This window comes from Amycolatopsis sp. BJA-103, assembly GCF_002849735.1.
In the GTDB taxonomy this organism is placed as follows: domain Bacteria; phylum Actinomycetota; class Actinomycetes; order Mycobacteriales; family Pseudonocardiaceae; genus Amycolatopsis.
The window spans coordinates 8627696-8648305 of the sequence record NZ_CP017780.1 but is presented as its reverse complement, the minus strand read 5'-3'; the positions used below and the strand labels follow the sequence as shown (position 1 = coordinate 8648305).

The window sequence follows — 20610 nt, the reverse complement described above, 5'->3', positions numbered from 1 at the left end:
ACTCCGATCTCGGGGACGGTTCCAGGGTCATCCCTGAAGACTTCTCAGGATGGATAGCTTAGCTTCCCATAACGGAGAGCTTGACTATCCATCCCGGGAGGGACCCATGACCATCTTGACCGATCTCCGTGAGAGAACCCGCACCTGGCACCGGGGTTCGTACCGGCTGGCCCAGGCCTTGGCCGTGGTCACCGTGCTGTGCGTGCTGGCCATGCTGATCGACCAGCGGACGCTGGGCGGCGCGCCGCTCTGGGCCAAACCGTTCAAATTCGCCGTCTCCGGCGCGCTGTACTTCTTCACCTGGAGCTGGCTCGTCTCCCTGCTGCCGAAGTTCCGGCGGACCGCGAACTGGCTGGCGAACGCGCTCGTCGTGATCTTCGCGGCCGAGTACGTGCTGCTGGTGTTCCAGGCCGCCCGCGTCCGGGCGAGCCACTTCAACAACGAAACCCCGCTGGACAACACGATCTTCCAGGTCATGGGCGGGATGATCGCCATGCTGTGGGTGGTCAACCTCGTCCTGACGATCGGCGTCATGTTCACCCGGCTCCCTGACCGCGCGACGACGTGGGCGGCCAGGATCGGCGCCGTCCTCGGCATGATCGGGATCTCGCTGGCGACGCTGATGAGCAGCCCCACCCCGGACCAGCTGGCCACTCTCGACGCGACCGGCCAGTCCGCGATGATCGGCGCGCACACCGTCGGGCTCCCCGACGGCGGCCCCGGCCTGCCGATCCTCGGCTGGAGCACGGTCGGCGGCGACCTGCGGATCCCGCACTTCCTCGGACTGCACGGCCTTCAAGTGCTTCCGCTGCTCGCGCTCGCCCTCGGTGTCCTGGCCGCGCGTTACCCGCGGCTTCGCGACGACGCCGTCCGGCTGCGCCTGGTCGTGATCGCCGGCGTCGGCTACGCGGGCCTTCTCGCACTCCTCACCTGGCAGGCTCTCCGCGGCCAGTCGATCGTCGCCCCGGACGGCCTCACCCTGGCAGCCTTCGCCCTGCTCGTCGCCGGCGTCGCCTTTAGCGGGCTAATCGCGATCGGGCGGCCGTCGAGGGACCGGGAGCTGGAGGGCTCCGTCCGATGAGCGTCGAGACCTTGTTCACCTGGACCTTTCCGCTGGCGACGCCGTTCTGGCTGCTGATGATCTTCCTGCCTGGCTGGTCGTGGACCCGCCGGATCATGGCCTCGCCGTGGGTGCCGCTCGTGCCGCTGCTCCCGTACTTCGCGCTCGCCATCCCGCATCTCGGCGAACTCTGGACGGCGGTGAGCAAGCCGGATCTGGACGTCCTCAGCGCGTTCACCGGTTCGCCGTACGGGGCGGCCACGATCTGGGCCCATCTGATCGCCTTCGACCTGTTCATCGCGCGGTGGATGTACCTCGAATCGCGCGAACACCGCATCCACCCACTGGTGACGGGCCCGATCCTGGCGCTCACGATCTTCCTGTCCCCGTTCGGGCTGGTGGCGTTCCTGCTCGTGCGAACCGTCCGGATACGCTCGTCGGCATGAGTGAGAACGAGGTCGCGGCGGCCGCCGCCATCGCCGAACGCACCGGCGTCGAGAAGCACGACATCGCCGTCGTGCTCGGTTCGGGCTGGCGCCCGGCGGCGGACGTCATCGGGGAGCCCGAGGCGGAGATCCCGCTGGGCGAACTGCCCGGATTCGTCGCGCCGGGCGCGGTCGGGCACGGGGGAACCGTCCGGTCGGTCCGCGTCGGCGAGAAGCGCGCGCTGATCATGCTGGGCCGCACGCATTTCTACGAGGGCAAGGGCATCGACCCGGTCGTGCACAACGTGCGCACCGCCGCCGCCGCGGGCGCCCAGACCGTCCTGCTGACCAACGCGGCCGGTGGCCTGCGCGAGGGATTCCGCGTCGGGCAGCCGGTGCTGATCTCCGACCACCTGAACCTGACCGCGCGTTCGCCGATCGTCGGCGCGAACTTCGTCGACCTGACGGATCTCTACTCGAAGCGGCTGCGCGACATCGCGCGGACGATCGATTCTTCGCTGGAAGAGGGCGTCTACGCGGGGCTCACCGGGCCGCATTTCGAGACCCCGGCCGAGATCCACATGCTGCGGACGCTCGGCGCCGACCTCGTCGGCATGTCGACGGTGCTGGAGGCCATCGCCGCCCGCGCCGCCGGGGTCGAGGTGTTCGGGCTTTCGCTGGTGACCAACCTGGCGGCCGGGATGACCGGGGAACCGCTGAACCACGAAGAGGTCCTCGAAGCGGGCCGTCAGTCGGCGACGCGGATGGGCACCCTGCTCAGGGAGCTCGTCGCCCGCGCCTGAGAAGTGTCAGGAAAGGGGCTTTCAGGACAAGAAACGTCCTGAAAGCCCCTTTCCTGACATCTGGAGAACGTCAGCCCGCGAATTCGGGAAGCCGCTGGGCGACCTCCGCCGGTGACGGCATCGCGGCGACCTCGGCGGCGAGTGCCCGCGCGGCCCCGAGAACAGCCTCGTCGGTGAGCAGTTTCCGTGCCTGCTCGTGGATGACGTCCTCGACGATTTCGGCACCGATCAGCTGCGTGCCCACCCCCGCCGCGACGACGGCTTGGGCGTTCGTGAACTGATCCGCCCCCTGCGGCAGCACCAGCTGCGGCAGCCCCGCACCGAAGGCACCGAGCGTCGTCCCGCTGCCACCGTGGTGGACCACGAGGTCGACGTGCGGCAGCAGATCGACCTGCGGCACCCAGGCCTCGACCCGGACGTTGCCGGGGACTTCGCCCAGCAGCACCGGATCCACCGCCGGACCCGCCGCGACGATGACGTCCGCCTCGATCCGCGCCAGGCCGGCGATGGCCCGCTTGAACACGACTTCGTCCCCGAACGCGGTGCCGAGGGTGAGGTAGATCAGCGGGCGGCTCTTGTCCCGGCCCGCCACGCCCGCCGGGAGGTCTCCCGGCTCGGCCCAGCCGACGGGACGCAGCGGGATCCTGTTCGCCCCGGCCAGGAAATCGGGTGATTGCACCGATTCCGGGCAGATGTCGATGACGGGATCGCCGAAGGACGGCAGGTTCACGCCTTCGAAGCCGACCTCCGCGGCGAATTCCGCGAGGCGGCCGAAAATGACGTCCATGACGTCATCCGGCGAGAACCGGCCGAAACCGTGTCCGATCGCGGGGATGCCGGCGAGGCGGGCGGCGATGGCGCCCCCGGCGTTGCCGCTTTCGTAGACGACGAGATCCGGCCGGTGCCGCTCCAACAACGGCGTGAGATCGGCGGCGAACCGCCGGGGCATCACATTTCCGAACACTTCCCCGATGATCGGATGGAACGATTCGGGCGGGGCATCGGAGGCGTTGGGTTTGGGAGCGTCGGGCCCGACGACCGACTCGTACGCCTCCCGCATCCCGAATCCGGCGCTTTCCACGGCCAGACCTGCCTTTTCGACCACCGTCAGCATGTCGTCGCCGGTGGCGAACACGACTTCGTGCCCGGCGTCACGAGCGGCGACGGCGAGCGGTAGTAGGGGATAGAGATGACCATGACTCACCAAAGAAGTGAAGATCAATCGCACCCTTTCCAACGTACCCGTAGGCTGACTCGGTGACGACTTCCTTGACCCCGGAACTGCGGGATCGGGCGTTCCGCTGGATCGCCGACGATCCGGACGACGATTCCCGTGTCGAGCTGCAGAACATCCTCGCCCGCGCGATGGGCGGCGAGGCCGGTGCGGCCGGCGAACTCGCGGACCGGATGTCCGGCCCGCTCGAGTTCGGCACCGCCGGGCTGCGCGGCCCCGTGCGCGCCGGCCCGCAGGGCATGAACGTCGCGGTGGTGACCCGCACGACGGCCGGTGTCGCGGCCTGGCTGACCGCGCAAGGACATTCCGGCGGAGTCGTGGTGGTCGGCCGCGACGCGCGGCACGGTTCGGAGGCCTTCGCCAAGGCCGCCGCCGAGGTGCTGGCGGCCGCGGGTTTCGCGGTGAAGGTGCTGCCCGGTCCGCTGCCCACCCCGGTGCTCGCGTTCGCCGTCCTGGAACTCGGCGCGGTCGCGGGCATCCAGATCACCGCGTCGCACAATCCCCCCGCCGACAACGGTTACAAGCTCTACGACGCGACAGGCGGCCAGATCGTCCCGCCGTCGGACGGCCAGATCGAGCAGGCCATCGAAGCCGCTCCCCCGGCGATCAGCGTGCCGCGCGAGGCGGGCGCCGAGGTGCTGGGCGACGAACTCCTGGACGCCTACCTCGCCAAGGTCGCGCTTCTCCCGCGCGGCCCGGAACGCGGGGTCAAGGTCGCCGCGACGGCGTTGCACGGCGTCGGCGCGGAGACCCTGCGCGCCGCGTTCGCCCGCGCCGGTTTCACCGATCTCCACGTGGTGGCCGAGCAGGCCACGCCGGATCCCGACTTCCCGACGGTCGCCTTCCCGAACCCGGAGGAACCGGGCGCGACGGATCTCCTGCTGGCACTGGCGTCCGAGGTGGACGCCGACCTGGCGATCGCGCTCGACCCCGACGCCGACCGGTGCGCGCTGGGTGTCCGCGAACGGGACGGTTCGTGGCGAATGCTGCGGGGCGACGAAACGGGCGTCCTCCTCGGCTGGCACGTTCTGTCCACTGTGGACACAGTCGACGCGGATCCGCTCGTGGCCACGACGATCGTGTCGTCGTCGATGCTCGGCGAAGTGGCGAAGGAGTTCGGCGCGCGCTACGCGGAGACGTTGACCGGGTTCAAATGGCTGGTCCGCGCGGGTGACGGTCTCGTGTTCGCCTACGAAGAGGCGCTCGGCCTCTGCGTGAACCCCGGTTTCGTCCGCGACAAGGACGGCATCTCCGCCGCCGTGCTCGCCGCGGGACTGACCGCTTCCCTGCGCGCGGCGGGCCGCGGCCCGCTGGACGTCCTCGACGAACTGGCCGCGAAGCACGGAGTGCACGTGACGGACCAGGTTTCGTTGCGGGTCACCGATCTTTCGGTGCGCGAGAAGCTGATGGCGGGCCTGCGCGCCGATCCCCCGGCGTCGCTGGGCGGCACCGGCGTCACGATGGAGGACCTCCTGCCCGACGCCGACGTCCTGCGCCTGACCGGTGATGGCGTGCGCGTGGTCGTCAGGCCTTCCGGAACCGAGCCGAAGCTGAAGGCGTACCTGCAGGTGAAGCAGGCGGTGACCGGTGACCTCGCCGAGGCGCGCACCGCCGCGGACGCCCGGCTGGCCGCGCTCCGCGCCGACATCGAGTCCCGTCTGGCCTGACGACCGTGGCCCAGTTGCTGATCGTCCACCACACGCCGTCGCCCTCGACGCAGGCGATGTTCGAAGCCGTCCTCTCCGGCGCGAACCATCCGGACATCGAGGGCGTCGACGTCGTGCGGCGGCCGGCACTGGGCGCGACCGTGCCCGACGTCCTCGGCGCGGACGGCTACCTGCTCGGCACCCCGGCGAATCTCGGCTACATGTCCGGCGCGCTGAAGCATTTCTTCGACACCGTCTACTACCCGTGCCTGGACGCTACGCGTGGACGTCCATTCGGGTTCTTCGTGCACGGCAACAACGACACCGCCGGCACCGTGCGCGGAATCGAGAGCATCACCACCGGGCTCGGCTGGGAACGCGCTGCTTCGCCGGTTCTCGTCACCGGGGAACCGGGCAAAAAGGATCTGGCCGCCTGTTTCGAACTGGGCGGCACTCTCGCGGCCACGCTCATGGCCTGACGCTCTGCCGCATTCAGTCCTCTAAATGTGCAGAGTGTCCTCTAAATGCGAGGGGTGAAAAGTAAAGGGGCCTGTCACCGGAAGCCCTGGGGGTCGACCTCCGGCAACAGGCCTAGGCCAAGGGTTCGCCGTGATGGCGATCAACCTTGGCTGCCCAAGCGTACTACATCGAGCACGATCTTGTGCACCCGCCTGGGAAAACGCCTCTCACTCCGGCGTCCGTACACCCCCAGGGCACGGAATCCGGAGCGAGAGGCCAGGACACGGCACGAAACCGCTCACAACTGTAAACCACTGCATACATACGCTGTCAACAGCTGCGGACAGGCCGAATCGCGTTACACTCCCACTACGCAACGGGACGATGAACGAACGGGGGGTCATGTCGCCGCACCAGACCTTCGCCCAAAAACTGAGCGCGCTGATCGACTCCGTGCGCGCGGACGAAGGCGCCCCGCACAGCTATCGCGAGCTGTCGGCGGCGATCGATCGCGCCGGCGGGCCCGCCATGTCGCCCGCGTACCTCCAGCAGCTCGCGACCGGCAAACGGATCAATCCGAAGATCCACTACGTCGAGGCACTGGCGCGGCTTTTCGGGGTCCCGATCACCTACTTCTTCGAAGAGCAGGAAGCGCAGCCCGTCGGCGAGGCGAAGCTCATGGCCATGCGGGCGCAGGAGCTCTCCCCGCAGGGCCGCCGCCAGGTCATGGATCTGCTCGAACTCGTCGAACGGTACGAACGGGCCGAGCGCGATCAGCCGGGCGAAAGCCGATGAAGGAACGCGAGCTCCGCAAACGCTGCCGCAAGATGCTGAACAAGCTCGACATCGAACCACCGCTCGACGTCGGCGTGCTCTGCGAGCGGCTGGGCGAGCAGCGCGGCAGGCCCATCCGGCTGATGCCGTATCCGCTGGAGGTCCCCGGCCCGTTCGGCTGCTGGATCGCCACCGGGTCGGCGGATTACATCTTCTTCCAGCAGGAGACCACGAAGTCCCACCAGGATCACATCATCCTGCACGAACTCGGGCACATGCTCGCCGATCACCATCCCGGCGGGGACGCCGAACCCGCCGACTTCCTGCGCGGCCCCGCGCCCGGGCTCGACGGCGACGCCGTCCACCGCGCTTTACGCCGCACCTCCTACGATGAGGCGCACGAATGGGAAGCCGAGACCGTGGCGACCATCATCCTCGAATGGGCGTCGGTCTTGAACTACACGATTCCCCGTCGCGCCGACGACGATGACGTCCGCCGTGTCCAAGGCGCGCTGGGCGACCATCAAGGGTGGATGTGAACTCGCTGTTCTCCCCTCTCAACGTCGTGGCGATGGTGCTGTTCGCGACGGCGCTCGCCTGGCGGATCTACCAGACGTACCGGGCGCCGAGGGTCCTGCCGAACTGGGCGATCACCATCACGATCGTCTGCGTCGCCGGTTCCTTCCTCGCCCAGCAGAAGCTCATCTCCGGCTGGCTCGACGGGCTGACGGGCAAAGGCACCGGCCGTCTCGTCAACAACGTCCTGCTCGCCATCGGGGTCTGCGCGCTGCTGATCGTCTTCCTCGGCTCCGCGCTGGGCCCGCGCAGACCGCGCCGGGTCCTCTTCGAGCTGATCCCGCTGACCGGCGCGATCGCGCTGATGCTGGTCGCCATGGCCGTCACCCCGCCGCAGGCACGCGGGCTCGCGCTGAGCCCGAAACTCGTGCACGAGCCCGGGGTGGCGCTGTTCTACCTGGGAGCCGGGCTCTACCTGATCTACGGCCTGTCCGCCTGCGCCTGGTGGATCCTGCGGTACATCCGCACCGCGGACCGCCATCTGAGGACGGGCTTGAAACTCAGCGCCGCCGGACTGCTCTGCCTTTCGGTGGGCAGTGTCTTCCGCGCGCTCTACATCGTGATCGCCTGGGCGTTCGGGCCGTCGATCCCGCTCCTGCTCACCGTCGCCGTCCCCCTGGTGCTTCTCGGGATCGTGCTCTTCCTCGCGGGGATCACCTATCCGGGCGTACGCGCGCGGTTCGCCGCGCTGCGACGTCGTCGCCAGCACCGGCTCCACCACGAGCGGCTGACGCCGTTGTGGACCGTGTTGGCCGAGATCTACCCGAACATCGTGCTCCGGACCACGCCGCAGGGACCGTGGGAGCGGTGGCGCCCGCGCACGGTCCACCGCCACTACTACCGCCGCGTGATCGAGATCCGGGACGGGCTCGTGCAGCTGAGCCCCTATCTGGAAACCGATCTCACCGCGCTCGCCGTCGACGATCCGCGGGCGGCGGCGGAGGCGCTGAAGACGGCGATCGCCCGGCAGGCCGCGGGCGAGGAGAACGACGGGCGCGCGAAACTCGTGCTGCCCGGCGGCGGCGCCGACATCGAATCCGACGTGCGGCCGTTGCTCGCGCTCTCGGCCGCGGTATCCCGGAACGAGGCATGACCTTGCAGCTTCTCCTTACCGCGGAACGGATCCTGCCGCGTCCGAGCACACCCGTCGAGGACGGCGCCGTGCTCGTCGAGGGCGACCGGATCGTCGCGGCAGGCCCCCGCGCCGAGGTCGAGGCACAGGCGTCGCCGGACGCCGAAAGGCTCGACTTCCCCGGTGCCACGCTGATGCCCGGCCTGTTCAACGCGCATGTGCATCTGGCGTTCGACGCCACCCGCGAGATGCTGCCGAACTTCCTGGCGAGCGACGACACCGCTCTCCGCGCCGGCGCCAAGGACCGCCTGGGACAACTGCTGCGCAGCGGCGTCACGACGGTACGGGATCTCGGCGATCGTGACGCTCTGGGCGCGCGAGTCCGGGCTGAGCTGGCAGCCGAAGGCGTTGCCGCGCCGCGGTTGCTGACCGCGGGCGCACCACTGACAGTCCCTAATGGACATTGCCACTTCTTCGGCGGAGAGGTCGCCGACGACGGCGCCATCCGGGCCATGGTCGACGCCAACGCGGCCGCCGGGGCGGACGTCGTCAAGGTGATGGCCAGCGGCGGCCAGATCACCGAGGGCGGCGCGGACATGTGGGAATCCCAGTTCGGCGTCCGGGAACTCCACCTGATCGTCGAGCACGCGGCGAGCCACGGGCTGCCGGTCGCGGCGCACGCCCACGGCGCCGACGCGATCGAGGCGTCGGTCGAGGCGGGCGTCCGCACGATCGAGCACTGCACCTGGATGACCGGCCCGCAGCGGCAGGACCGGCGCGACGGCGTCGCCAAACGGATGGCCGACGAGGGCATCGCGGCCTGCTCGACCAGCAGCCGCAACTGGCGGATGATGGCCGAGCGCATGGGCGAGGAGCTCGCGAAGACCGTCTACGGCAGGCTTTCCTGGCTGGAGGAACTCGGCGTGCCGCTCCTGTCGGGGACCGACGCCGGGTTGCCCGGTTCCGTTTTCGACGATCCGGTCGGCGCCCTCGAACTCTACGAATGGCTGGGCTTCGGCCGTCGCCGGATCCTCGAGATCGCCACCGAGGACAGCGCCACCGGACTCGGCCTCGGCGACGTCACCGGACGTCTCGCCCCCGGCCTGAGCGCCGACGTCCTGGTGGTCGACGGCGACCCGCTCGCCGATCTTTCCGCCCTCCGGAACCTCCGCCTGGTCCTTTCGCGCGGCGCCAGGGTCTGACTCCCGAAAGTGGGACGGCAAATTTGGTGACAGCGTTTTAAAACAGTGTTATCTTTGCCTTCCCCACCACGAAGGGAAGATCACATGGAAGGCCCGCTCAGACTGTTCACGGTCATCGCGCTCGTCTCACTGCCGACGGTGATGTACGGCGGGTACGCGCTGATGGGTGTCCTGCGCGACCGGAAGCTGACCGAACACCAGCGGAACATGTTCCGCGCGGGTCACGCCCACGCCGGTGTCCTGCTGGTTTTGGCGCTCGTCGCGCTGCAGATCCTCGGGCAGACCGGACTCTCGGACGTAGCGTTGTGGATCGTGTGCTCCCTGCTCCTGTTCGGCGTGCTCGCCCAGTCCGGTGGCTTCTTCCTGCACCTGGCACCGGGCAAGGGCAAGCTCGGCGGACGGGTCACCAGCGCCGGAGCCGTCATGCTCGGGGCGGCGATGCTGACCACCGCGTACGGCGTGGCCTTCCCCTGACAAAAGCGCTGGCGACGGCTCGTTAAGCTTGCTGACGTGCCTGAATACCTGCCGACAGCCCCCGCCAAGGGGACCCGCGACTTCCTGCCCGCCGAGATGTCCGTCCGGACGCAGGTGTTCGGCCATCTCTACGACGTCCTCGAACTGCGCGGCTTCCTCCGCTACGACGGGCCGATCCTCGAACCCGCCGAGATCTACGAGCGCAAGTCCGGCCAGGAGATCGCGGACCAGCAGCTGTACACGCTGACCACCAAGGGCGGCGAGCGGCTGGCGCTGCGCCCGGAGATGACCCCTTCGGTCGCCAGGATGATCGCGGGCAACGCGAAGTCGCTGCAGTTCCCGGTGCGCTGGTACAGCCACCCGAACTGCCACCGCTACGAGCGGCCGCAGCGTGGCCGGGTCCGCGAACACTGGCAGATCAACGCGGACATCTTCGGTTCGGACAGCGCGAACTGCGAGATCGAGATCTTCGAGCTCGTCCACGACATGATGAGCGCGCTCGGGGCGACGCCGGACATGTTCCAGGTGCGCGCCAACGACCGGAACCTGCTCTCCTCGGCGCTCACCGACATCGTCGGCGTGACCGCGGAGCAGCTGCCGCAGGTGTTCACCCTGGTGGACCGCTGGGAGAAGTCGGACCGCACGAAGCTGAGCGACACCGCGGCCGAGATCGGCCTGACCGACAAGCAGTTCGAGAAGCTGACCGAGACCCTGTCGTCCGGCGCGGCCCTGCTCGACGAGCTGCCCGAGCAGGTCAAGGAAAACTCGAACCTGGTCAAGGTGCTGAACAGCGGCGCCGCGGACCTGATCACGTTCGACCCGATGATCGTGCGCGGGCTCGCGTACTACACGTCGACCGTGTTCGAGGTCTTCGACACCTCTCCGGAGAACCGCCGCGCCCTCTTCGGCGGCGGCCGGTACAGCGACCTGGCGTCGTTGTTCACGTCGCAGCAGATCCCCGGGATCGGCTTCGGCATGGGCGACGTCACGCTGATCGACTTCCTCGACACCCACGAACTGACGCCGAAGCCGCGCAGCGAGGCCGATGTCGTGGTGATCCCGGTGGTCGAAGAGCTCACCGACGCCGCTCGCGAGGTCGCGGGACGGCTGCGGAAGGCCGGTCTGCGCACGCTCACGCCCGTCGAGCTCCGCAAGCTGGGCAAGGAGCTCACCCGGGCCGACAAGGCCGGGGCGCGGGCCGTGGTGATCGTCGGCCAGGAGGACTGGGACGCCGGGAACGTGACGGTTCGCAGCCTCGAGACCCGCGAGCAGCAGACGGTCGCCGTCGACGCCGTGGTTCCGACGGTCAACTCACTGCTCTGACAACGAAAAGCCGGCGCCCTTGAGTGGGGCGCCGGCTTTTCGTTTTCAGCGCGACAGGGTCTTCATGGACGCTTCGGGGTATCGCTCCCCCGCGACCGCGTCGGCCGGAACCGCGGCCTCGATCGCGGCCACGTCCTCGGCGGTCAGCTTCAAGCCGACGGACGCGACGTTCTCTTCGAGGTACTTGCGCCGCTTCGTACCCGGGATCGGCACGACGTCCTCGCCTTGGGCCTGCACCCACGCCAGCGCCAGCTGCCCCGCGGTCACTCCCTTCTGCCCGGCCAACGCGCGAAGCGCTTCGACCATCGCCAGGTTCCGTTCCAGGTTGCCGTCGGCGAAGCGCGGCTGGGTCGTCTGACGGAAGTCGCCGTCCGCGAAGTCCTCTTTGGACTTGAAGCGGCCGGTGAGGAAACCGCGCCCCAGCGGGGAATACGGCACCAGCCCGATACCGAGCTCACGGCAGACCGGGACGACCTCGTCCTCGATGTCGCGCGACCACAGCGACCATTCCGTCTGCACCGCCGTCACCGGGTGGACGGCGTGCGCCCGCCGGATCGTCTCCGGACCGGCCTCGGACAACCCGATGTGCCGGATCTTCCCCTGCTCGACCAGGGAGGACAGCGTGCCCGCGGTCTCCTCGATCGGCACGTCCGGGTCGACGCGGTGCTGGTAGTAGAGGTCGATGTGATCGACGTTCAGGCGTCGCAGCGAGGCCTCGACCTGTTGCCGCACATAGAATTCGTCGCCGCGGATCCCGCGCTTGCCGGGGTCGGCCTCGTCGCGCACGATGCCGAACTTGGTGGCCAGCACGACCTGGTCCCGTTTGCCCGCCAGCGCGCGGCCGACCAGTTCCTCGTTGCGGCCGAAGCCGTACATGTCGGCCGTGTCGATCAGCGTCACGCCCAGCTCGATGGCACGGTGGACGGTCGCGATCGATTCGGTGTCGTCGCCCTGGCCGTAGAACTCGCTCATGCCCATGCAGCCGAGCCCTTGCGCGCCGACTTCCAGCGTGCCGAGCCTGCGGGTGGGCAGGGTGGAACCCGTCATGATTTCTCTCGCAATTCTTTCGGTTTACTTGCCGGCGGCGCGGGCGAGCCGCTCCGGGTAACGCTCACCGGCGATCGCCTCGGCGGGCGCGGCCTTTTCGATGGCCTCGATGTCCACTTCGGACAGTTCCAGTTCCGCCGCTGCGGCGTTCTCTTCGAGGTACTTGCGACGCTTGGTGCCCGGGATCGGCACGACGTCGTCGCCCCGCGACTGCACCCACGCGAGCGCCAGCTGTCCGGCGGTGACGCCCTTCTCCGCCGCCAACGCGCGCAGGGCTTCGACGATCGCCATGTTGCGCTCGAAGTTGCCCTCGGCGAACCGGGGCAGCCCGCGGCGCATGTCGTCCGCCGGCAGGTCCTTCATCGAGGTCACGCTGCCGGTGAGGAAACCACGGCCGAGCGGCGAGAACGGCACGACACCGATCCCCAGCTCGCGAGTCGTCGCAAGGATCTCGCCTTCGATGCCGCGGGTCCACAGCGACCATTCGCTCTGCAGCGCGGCCACCGGGTGCACGGCGTGGGCGCGGCGGATCGTCTCGGCGCCGGCTTCGGAGATCCCGGCGAACCGGATCTTGCCCTCGTCCACCAGCTCCGCGAGCGCACCCCAGGTCTCTTCCACCGGCGTGTTCGGATCGACGCGGTGCTGGTAGTAGAGGTCGATGTGATCGACGTTCAGCCGGCGCAGCGACTCTTCGCAGCTCTGCTTGACGTACGCCGCGTCGCCGCGAGCGGCCATCCCGCCGTCTTCGGTCCAGATGATGCCGAACTTGGTCGCCAGCACGACCTGGTCCCGCTTGCCCGCGATCGCGCGGCCGACCAGCTCTTCGTTCGCTCCGGCGCCGTAGACGTTCGCGGTGTCGAGCATCGTCACGCCGAGTTCGAGCGCGCGGTGGACGGTGGCGATCGACTCCGTGTCGTCGTCCCGGACGCCGTAGGCCTGGCTCATCCCCATGCAGCCGAGCCCCTGCGCCCCGACTTCCAGCCCGCCGAGCCTCCTGGTGCTGATCACGCTGAAATTCCCTCCACGGTGGTGCCGATGCCGAGCACCTTGCGTTCCACCTGGTCGTAGTGGTCGATCTTGTAGTCGAGGATGTCGAGGCAGGCCTGCAACTCGGTGATCCGGTCGGCGACCGACGTGCGCTGGTCGACGAGGATCGCCTTGCGCCGTCCCGCGCTCGACGCGCCGTGGTGACGGAGGGAGGCGTACTCCCGCATGCGCTTGATGGGCATGCCGGTCAGGCGCAGCTTGGTCAGGAACCCCAGCCACCCGAGGTCGTCGTCGGTGTAGGCGCGGCGCCCCGCGGCGTCCCGTGCCGGGGGCTCGACGAGTTTGATGCGCTCGTAGTACCGGAGAGTGTCGATGGACAACCCGCTACGTCGCGCGGCTTCCGCTATCGAGTAGCTCATGTGAACGACAGTACGACCTGGAGTGCGCTCCAGGTCAACTCCGAATTCCCGCGATTGATAACAGCGTTGCGTTACGCTCTGCTCATGCCCCGCCCCAGGACGCACGACGAGAACCTCCGGCTGAAACTGCTGGACCGCGCCGGTGAGCTCATCTCGGCCGACGGCCCGAAGGCCCTCAGCCTCCGCAAGCTCGCCTCCGACGTCGGCACGTCCACCACGGCGGTCTATTCACTCTTCGGCGGGAAGACGGACCTGGTCAGCGCCCTGTTCTCCGAAGGCTTCCGCCGCTTCGGCCAGCGGATGTCCGGGGTCTCGCTGAGCGGCGACCCGGTCGAGGACCTGGTGCGGCTCGGCGTCGCGTACCGGGAAAGCGCGCTGGCCGACCCGCATCTCTACGCGATCATGTTCACGAAGTCGGTGCCGGGTTTCGAACCGGCGGAGGAGACGTCCGAGCAGGCTCGCGCCACGATGGCGCCACTGGAGGAGACGATCCGCAAGGCCGTCGCGGACGGCGTCTTCATCGGCGCGCCGCCCGAGGTCATCGTCGTGAGCTGCTGGGGCACCGTGCACGGCCTCGTGTCACTGGAGCTGAACGGGAACCTGCCGGAGGCGTACACCGTGAGCCCGGCTTACGAGGTCGCGCTGCGGGCGAACGCCACCGGCTGGCTGCGCCGGTGACGGATCGCGTTTAGCGGGCTAAACGCGCTCCGGTCCGGCCGCGCTCGGGTCCGGCCGGGTCGCGTTTAGCGGGCTAAACGCGATCCGGTCGCCAGTCACCCCAGCTCAAGTACGTGAAGGCCCCCTTCGCCGCGCTAGACGCCAGGGTCTCGGCAAAGTCGGCATCCACACGTGTCAGGTTTCGAAGGCTTCCAGCGGGCTGGTTGTCGCCCAGCGGGGTGCGACTGTCTACAAAGGACTGCAGAACGGGTCCCGGTGCCCGATTCGAGTGTTTTACGCGGTTTTGCGTGGGGGTCGTGAGTGATAAAGAGCGTTAGAACGACCTTTACCACTCACGACCTCCTCGCAAAACACCCAAATCGGGCAAAAATGCGCCGGAGGCATCCTCTGTGGACATTCGAGGAGCGTGTCAGGCCACGGATGACGAGCCCACTCCCTCCCCCACCCCGCGCGTCGCGTTTAGCCCGCTAAACGCGATCCGCGCTCACCGCCAGAGCCAAAGGGTGCCCTGGTGCAGGATGTTTCCCGCCGCGTCCAGGACGGTGATCCCCACCTTCGCGTTCTCGACGTCCCTGCTGACACCGTCCGGATGCCACGCCGCGAAAGTCCCCTCGGCGACGGTCGCGTCGACCTTCCCGCCGGGTCCGAAGTCGAGCTTCACCTCGGCCGCGACCTCGGGCACGACGCCCACGTACGGGTTCCGCGGCCGGTCGGCCTCCCCCTCCCGCTTCGCCATGCCGACCGATTCGCCCCGCAACGTACGAACCGCCGGAGACCTCGGCTGATCCGCGAAGACCCGGTAGTACTCGGCCTTCCCCTCCTGGTACCCGAGCCCGCCCTGGCACGTGATGACCTGGTCCCCCAGGCGGGCGACGACCACTCCGACATCATCATTCTCGAGGTACGCGCCGACCCGATAGGCGTCCTCGTCCGGCAGCGTCTCGGACGCCCCCCTCGTGCAGGTGTCGAAGAATTCACCCGCCGGCGTGGCCCGGTCGGGCACCGGGGACACCGGCCGGTCGATCCTCGACGCGGCCGGCTCCGGCGCGGGTCGCAGGGGGAAGGGCGCGCGATACTCGCGAGGACGGGATTGTTCCCCGGGCGTCGGCCCGACGTCGTAGGTGGTCCGCGACGGCTTCATCGGCGCGATGTGCACGAACAGGTTCCCGGGCCGGAAGATCGGGATGTCCCTCGCGGACAACGACGCTTCGTTTTGGCCCGTCAGTTCCACTTTCGGCCATTCGGGATCGGCGATGCCCGCGACCGTCCCGGCCGGAGTCATCAGCAGCGCCGCGGTCCGCGCGCCTTCTGTGTAGGCCGGGGCGGCGCCGGGGTCGGACACCGTCGCCGTCATGAGCGTCGTCTCGCAGAAGAACGGCTTGTCGTCCACCGTCACCGCGACGACGGTGACCGACGGCGAAGTGACGGTGAAGCGCGGCTCCCAGTCGTCCCTCGCCGGGAAGGAGGCCGCCCTGCCCTCGGACTGGACGACGGCCCAGCACCGGTTCATGGCCTCCATCGCCTTCGGCCGGTCGAGGGAGAAGTCAGGGTTCGCGACGTCGGGTCCCGTGCCGTCCGGGTCCCGGATGATCACGGTCGTCACCAGGGCGCCCGCGAGGACCAGGACGACGGCGGCCGCCGCGGCGACGATCGGCCATCGCCGCCGCACGGGTTTTCCCATCCCCTCTCGCAGGGACATCCGCAGGTTGTCGAGCACTTCCGGAGGGAGTTCACGCCTGCCGGGCAGGCCGAGGTCGTCGGTCATTTCTCCTCCAGGGCGGCCCGCAGCTGCGCGCGGGCCCGCGAGATGTGGGCGCGGACGGTCACCTCGGCGACGCCGAGCAGTTCGGCGGCGTCCGGAAGGGAGAGATCGCCGAGCAGGCAGAGTTCGACGGCCTGGCGCTGCGACTTCGGCAGTTTCGCGACCAAGGCGAGCACTTGCCGGAGACGGTCTTCACCGTCGAGCTGGTCGACGACGGTGTCTGCGTGGTCGGACACCGTCCGGGGTTCCGGCAGCCGCCGGACGAGCCGGAGCCGCCGCCCGGTGCTGCGGTGTTCGGTGCGCGCGAAATTTCCCGCGACGGCGTACAGCCACGGCAGCGCGCTGTCACGGACGAGCGTGATGTCCGCCTTGCGCCGCCAGGCGGTGAGAAAGGTCGTCGATGTCAGGTCTTCGGCCGACGCCCAAGACCCCGTCAGCCGGTAGGCGTGGTTCCACACCGACTGGGCGTGCCGTTCGAAGAGCTCGGTGAACGCCCCGTGATCACCGCCCGCGGCCGCCCGCCAAAGCTCCGTGTCGCTCCTGTCGGGAGGCGATCCGCACGAGTCCACCGGCACCCCCGCCGTTCCGGTCACTGTTCTGGTCACATCCATCAGTGACCGGCGACGGCGAAGATGTTGCGAACCCGCATCACCGCGTCGCGTTTAGCGGGCTAAACGCGACGCGGTGACGCGCTCAGACCGCCCCGTACTGCCGGTCACCCGCGTCCCCGAGACCCGGCACGATGAAGCCGGAGTCGTTCAGCCGCTCGTCGATGCTCGCGGTCACCACCCGCAGCGGCAGTCCGGTCTTCTCCAGATGCGCGATCCCCTCGGGCGCCGCCAGCGCGCAGATCGCGGTGACGTCGGTGGCGCCCCGGTCGGTGAGCAGCCGGATGGTGTACTCCATCGACCCGCCGGTCGCCAGCATCGGGTCGAGCACCAGCACCGGCCGGTCGGCGAGCGATTCGGGCAGCGACTCCAGGTACGGCGTCGGCTTGAGCGTCTCCTCGTCGCGGGCGAGCCCGACGAAGCCCATCTGGGCGTCGGGGATCAGCTTGTGCGCCTGGTCCGCCATCCCCAGCCCGGCCCGCAAGACCGGCACCAGCAGCGGCGGGCTCGCCAGCGCGTAGCCGTCGGTGCGTGCCACCGGCGTGTGGATCCGGTCGATGCGCACGGGCATGTCCCGCGTGGCTTCGTAGACCAGCATGACGGTCAGTTCGTGCAGCGCCGCGCGGAATGCGGCGCTGTCGGTGCGCGCGTCGCGCATGGTGGAAAGCCTGGCCTTGGCCAGTGGGTGATCAACGACGTGCACATCCATGCCGGTCAATTTAGCTCGTCAGGCCTGTCGCGCGAACCAGCCGACCCAGCGGCGCTGCCACGGTGTCTCCACCGAACGCGCGTGGTGATTCGCCCGCGCCCACGCCACGGCCTCCTCGGCGGAGAGCCCCGAAAGGGTGGCCAAGCACGACATGACCGTGCCGGTCCGGCCGACTCCGCCGTAACAGGCGACCTCGACGCCTTCCCCGGCCGCGGCCCGCTCGTGCAGCGTCACGATCCGCCGCCGCGCGTCCGCCCAGTCCGTCGGCAGCAGGAAATCGGGCCAGCGGATCCATTCCCGCTCCCAGTCCATTTTGTGGTCGTGCTTCCGGCGCAGCTTCGCGCCGCCCAGATACAGGCCGAAGTCCGGCGAAGGCCCCTCGGGCCAGGGACGACCCAGTCCCCGCCCTCGTACCTTGACACCGTCCGGCAGTTCGATCGCACCAAGTAGTGAGTTCCCCATCACGGCAGAATCCCACTGTCGGCCATAAGATGGACGCCCGGCCCTCCCACCGGCGCTAGGCTCCTGCGCGTGAGCGAAGAGCCGGCCCTGCCAGGACCCGAACAGATGCGCATCTCCGACGCCGACCGTGAACAGGTCGCGCAGGTGCTGCACGCGGCAATGTCCGAGGGGCGCATCACCATCAACGAGCTGGAAGAACGGCTCACCATCGTCTACGCGGCCAAGACCGTCGGCGACCTCAAACCGGTCACCGCGGACCTGCCGCAGACCCGCTCGGCGATCCAGCCGGCGACGTCGCGCGCGCTCGGCCTGCCCGACGACCGCATCGGCGGGCATCCGGGCTCCGGTGCCTCGATCGCCATCATGTCCGGCGCGTCGCGCAAGGGCAGCTGGGTCGTGCCGCCGCAGCACAACAGTTTCGCGTTCTGGGGCGGGACCGACATCGACCTGCGGCACGCGCGCTTCGCCGAGAAGAACACGACGATCACCGCGGTCGCGATCATGGGCGGGATCGACATCGTCGTGCCCGACGACATCAACGTGGACGTCACCGGAATCGGCTTCATGGGGGCTTTCGAGCTGGAGGACCGCGCGGGGACGCCCGCCGCGCCGCCGACCGCCCCGACGGTGAAGATCACCGGACTGGCGTTCTGGGGCGCCGTCACCGTCGTACGGAAGTCACGTAAGAAGGACACACCTGAACTCGAAGGCTGAGCCGAACCAGGGGGACCGTCTGATGCGCCGAAGTTTCGTAGCGATCGCTTGTGCCGCACTGCTTTCCGTCACCGCCTTGCCCGCGGCGGCCGCCGGGAAGACCGACCCGCGCCAGGCCGCGATGGACACGGCGGTCGCCGCGGGCATCCCGGGCATGGTCGCCGTCGCCGACGGTTTCCGCGGGGTCAGCGGCGTCGCGGACATCACCCGGCCCGGTAAGCCCACCGCGTCGGGACGCTGGCGGATCGCCAGTGTTTCCAAGGTGTTCGTCGCCACCCTGGTCCTGCAGCTCGTGGCCGAAAAGCGCGTCGGGCTGGACGAGCCCGTGCAGCGCTACCTGCCGGGGCTGCTGCCGTACCCGGAACCGATCACCGTCCGCCAGGTGCTCCAGCACACCAGCGGCCTCCCGCGTGACCTGCTCCCCGAGGACTCCTGGGCGACGGGGCCGGAGATCGACACCGAGCGCTTCGAGCATTTCGACAGCGACGACGAGATCCGCCTGAGCACGTCGAAGCAGCCACTGCAGTTCAAGCCCGGAACGAGCTGGGCGTACTCCAACACCGGCTACAACGTCCTCGCCCTGCTGGTCGAGAAGACCACCCGGAAGCCTCTCGAACGAGTGCTGGCCGAGCGCATCACCGGGCCGCTGCACCTGCGCGACACCTCGCTCCCCCGCGACTTCCCGTTCCTGATCGGCGCGGCCGCCCGCGGCTACGAGCAGCTGTACGACGCGCCGCGCGGCCTCACCGACGTCACCACCTACAACTACTCGCGCTACTACGGCGCGGGAGGCATGGTGTCTTCGGGCGCCGACCTCAACCGCTTCTTCGAGGCCCTGCTGGGCGGCCGTCTGCTGCCCGCCGACCTGCTCGCGCAGATGAAGAAGACAGTCCCGGCGGCCGGCATGGAATACGGCCTCGGCCTGATGAAGCTGAACCTCAAGGAACTCGGCGCCTGCGCGGAGGACATCACCATCTGGGGCCACGGCGGCGACCTGCCGGGCTTCAACACCCTCAGCTTCCACGACGAATCCGGCAAGAACATCTCCACGCTGGCCACCGTGGACCTCACCGCGTCGCCGGACGCCTCGCTCAAGCGTCAGCTGCCGATGGTCAACGAGTTCTGCACGCCGGTGATCCCGGTCAAGGCCGCCGCCCAGGCCCCGGTGCCCAGCTTGTAGGCCGCCTACACTCACCCGTATGACAGCTACGACCAGCTCGTCAGCGGCGACGGCTACCCCGGCGCCGCTGACGGACGCGACTCGCGACGAGGCGAGCCTGCGCCGGTTCCTGCACGGGCTGCCCGGCGTCGACCAGGTCGGCGTCGAGCAACGGGCAGCGGGCCTCGGCACGCGCAGCATCAAGAAGGCCGCCAAGCTCTGGGCGATCGACACCGCCATCTCGATGGTCGACTTGACGACCCTCGAAGGCGCCGACACGCAGGGGAAGGTCCGCGCGCTCGCCGCGAAGGCCAAGCGGCCGGACCCGGAACGGCCGGACACGCCGCAGGTCGCGGCCGTCTGCGTGTACCCGGACATGGTCGAGACGGCTGTCGAGGCCCTGCGCGGTACCGGCATCCACGTCGCGAGTGTGGCCACCGGGTTCCCGGCGGGCCGCACGAGCCGTGAGATCAAGCTGGCCGACACCAAGATCGCCGTCGACGCCGGTGCCGCCGAGATCGACATGGTGATCGACAGGGGCGCGTTCCTTCAGGGCCGCTACCTGGCGGTCTTCGAGGAGATCCAGGCGATCAAGGCCGCCTGTGGCAGCGCGCACCTCAAGGTCATCCTCGAGACGGGCGAGCTGGCCACCTACGACAACGTCCGCCGCGCCTCCTGGCTCGCGCTGCTGGCGGGCGGCGACTTCATCAAGACCTCCACCGGCAAGGTCTCGCCCGCCGCGACGCTGCCGGTCACCCACGTGATGCTGCAGGCCGTCCACGACTGGTTCGCCCAGACCGGTGAACTGCGCGGCGTCAAACCCGCCGGTGGCATCCGGACGACCAAGGACGCGATCAAGTACCTGGTCGCGGTGCACGAGGTCGCCGGCGAGCAGTGGCTGACCCCGGATCTGTTCCGGTTCGGCGCGTCCAGCCTGCTCAACGACCTCCTGCTGCAGCGCCGCACCCAGGCCGACGGCCACTACAGCGGCCCCGACTACGTCACGGTGGACTGATC

At 69.1% G+C, this 20610-nt stretch carries 23 protein-coding genes; 15 read left to right on the top strand and 8 right to left on the bottom strand.

The genetic code is table 11. The annotated features are described in order from the left end of the window. Window positions 1-106: 106 nt before the first annotated feature. Genes BKN51_RS39155 through BKN51_RS39145 form a run of 3 tightly spaced genes read left to right on the top strand, consistent with a single transcriptional unit; the run spans window position 107 to window position 2288 of the window. Window positions 107-1081: a hypothetical protein gene (locus BKN51_RS39155; RefSeq protein ID WP_101612349.1), complete on the top strand. Its 975-nt coding sequence runs from the start codon at window positions 107-109 to the stop codon at window positions 1079-1081. Further along, entirely contained in the window at window positions 1078-1506 is a 429-nt protein-coding gene (locus tag BKN51_RS39150; RefSeq protein WP_101612348.1) for an ABA4-like family protein, read from the top strand. The genes BKN51_RS39155 and BKN51_RS39150 overlap by 4 nt, the downstream gene beginning before the upstream one ends. Further along, window positions 1503-2288 (top strand): purine-nucleoside phosphorylase, encoded by a 786-nt coding sequence (locus tag BKN51_RS39145; RefSeq protein WP_101612347.1) that lies wholly within the window; start codon window positions 1503-1505, stop codon window positions 2286-2288. Before BKN51_RS39150 ends, BKN51_RS39145 begins: the two co-directional genes overlap by 4 nt. A gap of 70 nt (window positions 2289-2358) precedes the next feature. Here BKN51_RS39145 and BKN51_RS39140 read toward each other — a convergent pair whose 3' ends face one another. Beyond that, window positions 2359-3516 carry a glycosyltransferase gene (locus BKN51_RS39140; protein ID WP_101612346.1) on the bottom strand — a complete coding sequence of 386 codons (1158 nt, stop codon included), beginning with the start codon at window positions 3514-3516 and terminating at the stop codon, window positions 2359-2361. 29 nt (window positions 3517-3545) lie between these two features. On the opposite strand from BKN51_RS39140, the gene BKN51_RS39135 reads away from it, so the two are divergent. The 8 genes from BKN51_RS39135 (at window position 3546) to hisS (ending at window position 11048) form a co-directional block, all read left to right on the top strand. Further along, on the top strand, window positions 3546-5189 hold the full coding sequence (locus tag BKN51_RS39135) for a phospho-sugar mutase (protein ID WP_101612345.1): 1644 nt from the start codon (window positions 3546-3548) through the stop codon (window positions 5187-5189). 5 nt (window positions 5190-5194) lie between these two features. Further along, window positions 5195-5647, top strand: coding sequence for a flavodoxin family protein (locus tag BKN51_RS39130; RefSeq protein ID WP_101612344.1), 453 nt, complete (start codon window positions 5195-5197; stop codon window positions 5645-5647). 382 nt (window positions 5648-6029) lie between these two features. After that, entirely contained in the window at window positions 6030-6422 is a 393-nt protein-coding gene (locus tag BKN51_RS39125; protein ID WP_101612343.1) for a helix-turn-helix domain-containing protein, read from the top strand. Continuing rightward, complete coding sequence (locus BKN51_RS39120) at window positions 6419-6940, top strand: hypothetical protein (RefSeq protein ID WP_101612342.1); 522 nt, start codon at window positions 6419-6421, stop codon at window positions 6938-6940. The genes BKN51_RS39125 and BKN51_RS39120 overlap by 4 nt, the downstream gene beginning before the upstream one ends. Continuing rightward, window positions 6937-8070 carry an MAB_1171c family putative transporter gene (locus BKN51_RS39115; RefSeq protein WP_101612341.1) on the top strand — a complete coding sequence of 378 codons (1134 nt, stop codon included), beginning with the start codon at window positions 6937-6939 and terminating at the stop codon, window positions 8068-8070. The genes BKN51_RS39120 and BKN51_RS39115 overlap by 4 nt, the downstream gene beginning before the upstream one ends. Continuing rightward, window positions 8067-9251: an amidohydrolase family protein gene (locus BKN51_RS39110; protein WP_101612340.1), complete on the top strand. Its 1185-nt coding sequence runs from the start codon at window positions 8067-8069 to the stop codon at window positions 9249-9251. Before BKN51_RS39115 ends, BKN51_RS39110 begins: the two co-directional genes overlap by 4 nt. A gap of 84 nt (window positions 9252-9335) precedes the next feature. Beyond that, entirely contained in the window at window positions 9336-9725 is a 390-nt protein-coding gene (locus BKN51_RS39105; protein ID WP_101612339.1) for a hypothetical protein, read from the top strand. A gap of 36 nt (window positions 9726-9761) precedes the next feature. Continuing rightward, on the top strand, window positions 9762-11048 hold the full coding sequence (hisS, locus tag BKN51_RS39100) for a histidine--tRNA ligase (protein WP_101612338.1): 1287 nt from the start codon (window positions 9762-9764) through the stop codon (window positions 11046-11048). Between the two features lie 45 nt (window positions 11049-11093). Here the strand turns inward: hisS and BKN51_RS39095 are convergent, their stop codons facing one another. From BKN51_RS39095 to BKN51_RS39085, 3 genes are read right to left on the bottom strand one after another with little or no spacing between them, the layout of a single operon-like run. Then, window positions 11094-12095, bottom strand: coding sequence for an aldo/keto reductase (locus BKN51_RS39095; protein ID WP_101612337.1), 1002 nt, complete (start codon window positions 12093-12095; stop codon window positions 11094-11096). A 24-nt stretch (window positions 12096-12119) separates the two neighbouring features. Beyond that, on the bottom strand, window positions 12120-13103 hold the full coding sequence (locus BKN51_RS39090) for an aldo/keto reductase (protein ID WP_174720507.1): 984 nt from the start codon (window positions 13101-13103) through the stop codon (window positions 12120-12122). After that, window positions 13100-13501, bottom strand: a complete 402-nt coding sequence (locus tag BKN51_RS39085; RefSeq protein ID WP_101612336.1) for a MerR family transcriptional regulator — start codon at window positions 13499-13501, stop codon at window positions 13100-13102. Before BKN51_RS39085 ends, BKN51_RS39090 begins: the two co-directional genes overlap by 4 nt. 84 nt (window positions 13502-13585) lie before the next feature. Between BKN51_RS39085 and BKN51_RS39080 the strand changes: the two genes are divergently transcribed. Continuing rightward, window positions 13586-14179 (top strand): TetR/AcrR family transcriptional regulator, encoded by a 594-nt coding sequence (locus tag BKN51_RS39080; RefSeq protein ID WP_101612335.1) that lies wholly within the window; start codon window positions 13586-13588, stop codon window positions 14177-14179. Between the two features lie 484 nt (window positions 14180-14663). Here the strand turns inward: BKN51_RS39080 and BKN51_RS39075 are convergent, their stop codons facing one another. From BKN51_RS39075 to BKN51_RS39060, 4 genes are all read right to left on the bottom strand, one after another. Then, on the bottom strand, window positions 14664-15944 hold the full coding sequence (locus BKN51_RS39075; RefSeq protein ID WP_101612334.1) for a hypothetical protein: 1281 nt from the start codon (window positions 15942-15944) through the stop codon (window positions 14664-14666). After that, window positions 15941-16534, bottom strand: a complete 594-nt coding sequence (locus BKN51_RS39070) for an RNA polymerase sigma factor (protein ID WP_101612333.1) — start codon at window positions 16532-16534, stop codon at window positions 15941-15943. The genes BKN51_RS39075 and BKN51_RS39070 overlap by 4 nt, the downstream gene beginning before the upstream one ends. 100 nt (window positions 16535-16634) lie before the next feature. Beyond that, complete coding sequence (gene upp / locus BKN51_RS39065; protein WP_101612332.1) at window positions 16635-17258, bottom strand: uracil phosphoribosyltransferase; 624 nt, start codon at window positions 17256-17258, stop codon at window positions 16635-16637. Window positions 17259-17276: 18 nt separating this feature from the next. After that, window positions 17277-17720: a protein-tyrosine phosphatase family protein gene (locus BKN51_RS39060; RefSeq protein WP_174720506.1), complete on the bottom strand. Its 444-nt coding sequence runs from the start codon at window positions 17718-17720 to the stop codon at window positions 17277-17279. Between the two features lie 105 nt (window positions 17721-17825). Between BKN51_RS39060 and BKN51_RS39055 the strand changes: the two genes are divergently transcribed. Genes BKN51_RS39055 through deoC form a run of 3 tightly spaced genes read left to right on the top strand, consistent with a single transcriptional unit; the run spans window position 17826 to window position 20608 of the window. Further along, entirely contained in the window at window positions 17826-18434 is a 609-nt protein-coding gene (locus tag BKN51_RS39055) for a DUF1707 SHOCT-like domain-containing protein (RefSeq protein WP_101612331.1), read from the top strand. 22 nt (window positions 18435-18456) lie between these two features. Beyond that, window positions 18457-19614 (top strand): serine hydrolase domain-containing protein, encoded by a 1158-nt coding sequence (locus BKN51_RS39050; protein WP_101612330.1) that lies wholly within the window; start codon window positions 18457-18459, stop codon window positions 19612-19614. Window positions 19615-19633: 19 nt separating this feature from the next. Beyond that, window positions 19634-20608 carry a deoxyribose-phosphate aldolase gene (gene deoC, locus BKN51_RS39045; RefSeq protein WP_101612329.1) on the top strand — a complete coding sequence of 325 codons (975 nt, stop codon included), beginning with the start codon at window positions 19634-19636 and terminating at the stop codon, window positions 20606-20608. Window positions 20609-20610 lie beyond the last annotated feature (2 nt).